1 tRNA gene and 2 rRNA genes are annotated in these 405 nt (G+C 51.1%); all 3 read right to left on the bottom strand.

Annotation, left to right across the window (positions count from 1 at the left end):
* A 5S ribosomal RNA gene (gene rrf, locus NBG71_RS18695) occupies window positions 1-115 on the bottom strand; the annotation flags it as partial.
* Window positions 116-166: 51 nt separating this feature from the next.
* A tRNA-Thr gene (locus NBG71_RS18690) sits at window positions 167-242 on the bottom strand.
* 43 nt (window positions 243-285) lie between these two features.
* Window positions 286-401, bottom strand: a 5S ribosomal RNA gene (rrf, locus tag NBG71_RS18685).
* Window positions 402-405: the final 4 nt, after the last annotated feature.

Here is a 405-nt window from a genome sequence, read left to right as displayed (position 1 = left end):
CCTGGCAGTTCCCTACTCTCACATGGGGAGGCCCCACACTACCATCGGCGCTACAACGTTTCACTTCTGAGTTCGGCATGGATTCAGGTGGGTCCGCTGCGCTATGGCCGCCAAGCAAATTCTGTTTTTATAACTATCTGTTTATGTAGTTATAATTAATTTTTTATGGTGCTGATACCCAGATTCGAACTGGGGACCTCACCCTTACCAAGGGTGTGCTCTACCAACTGAGCCATATCAGCACTAGTGGCTTATTGTCACCGGCTGACACAGCCTAAATTTAATGCCTGGCAGTTCCCTACTCTCACATGGGGAGGCCCCACACTACCATCGGCGCTACAACGTTTCACTTCTGAGTTCGGCATGGATTCAGGTGGGTCCGCTGCGCTATGGCCGCCAAGCAAA

The organism is Proteus sp. FZP2095 (assembly GCF_023701425.1).
Taxonomy (GTDB): Bacteria; Pseudomonadota; Gammaproteobacteria; order Enterobacterales; family Enterobacteriaceae; genus Proteus; species Proteus cibarius.
Note: the sequence above shows the minus strand (reverse complement) of the source record. Positions and strands in the feature narration are given on the sequence as shown.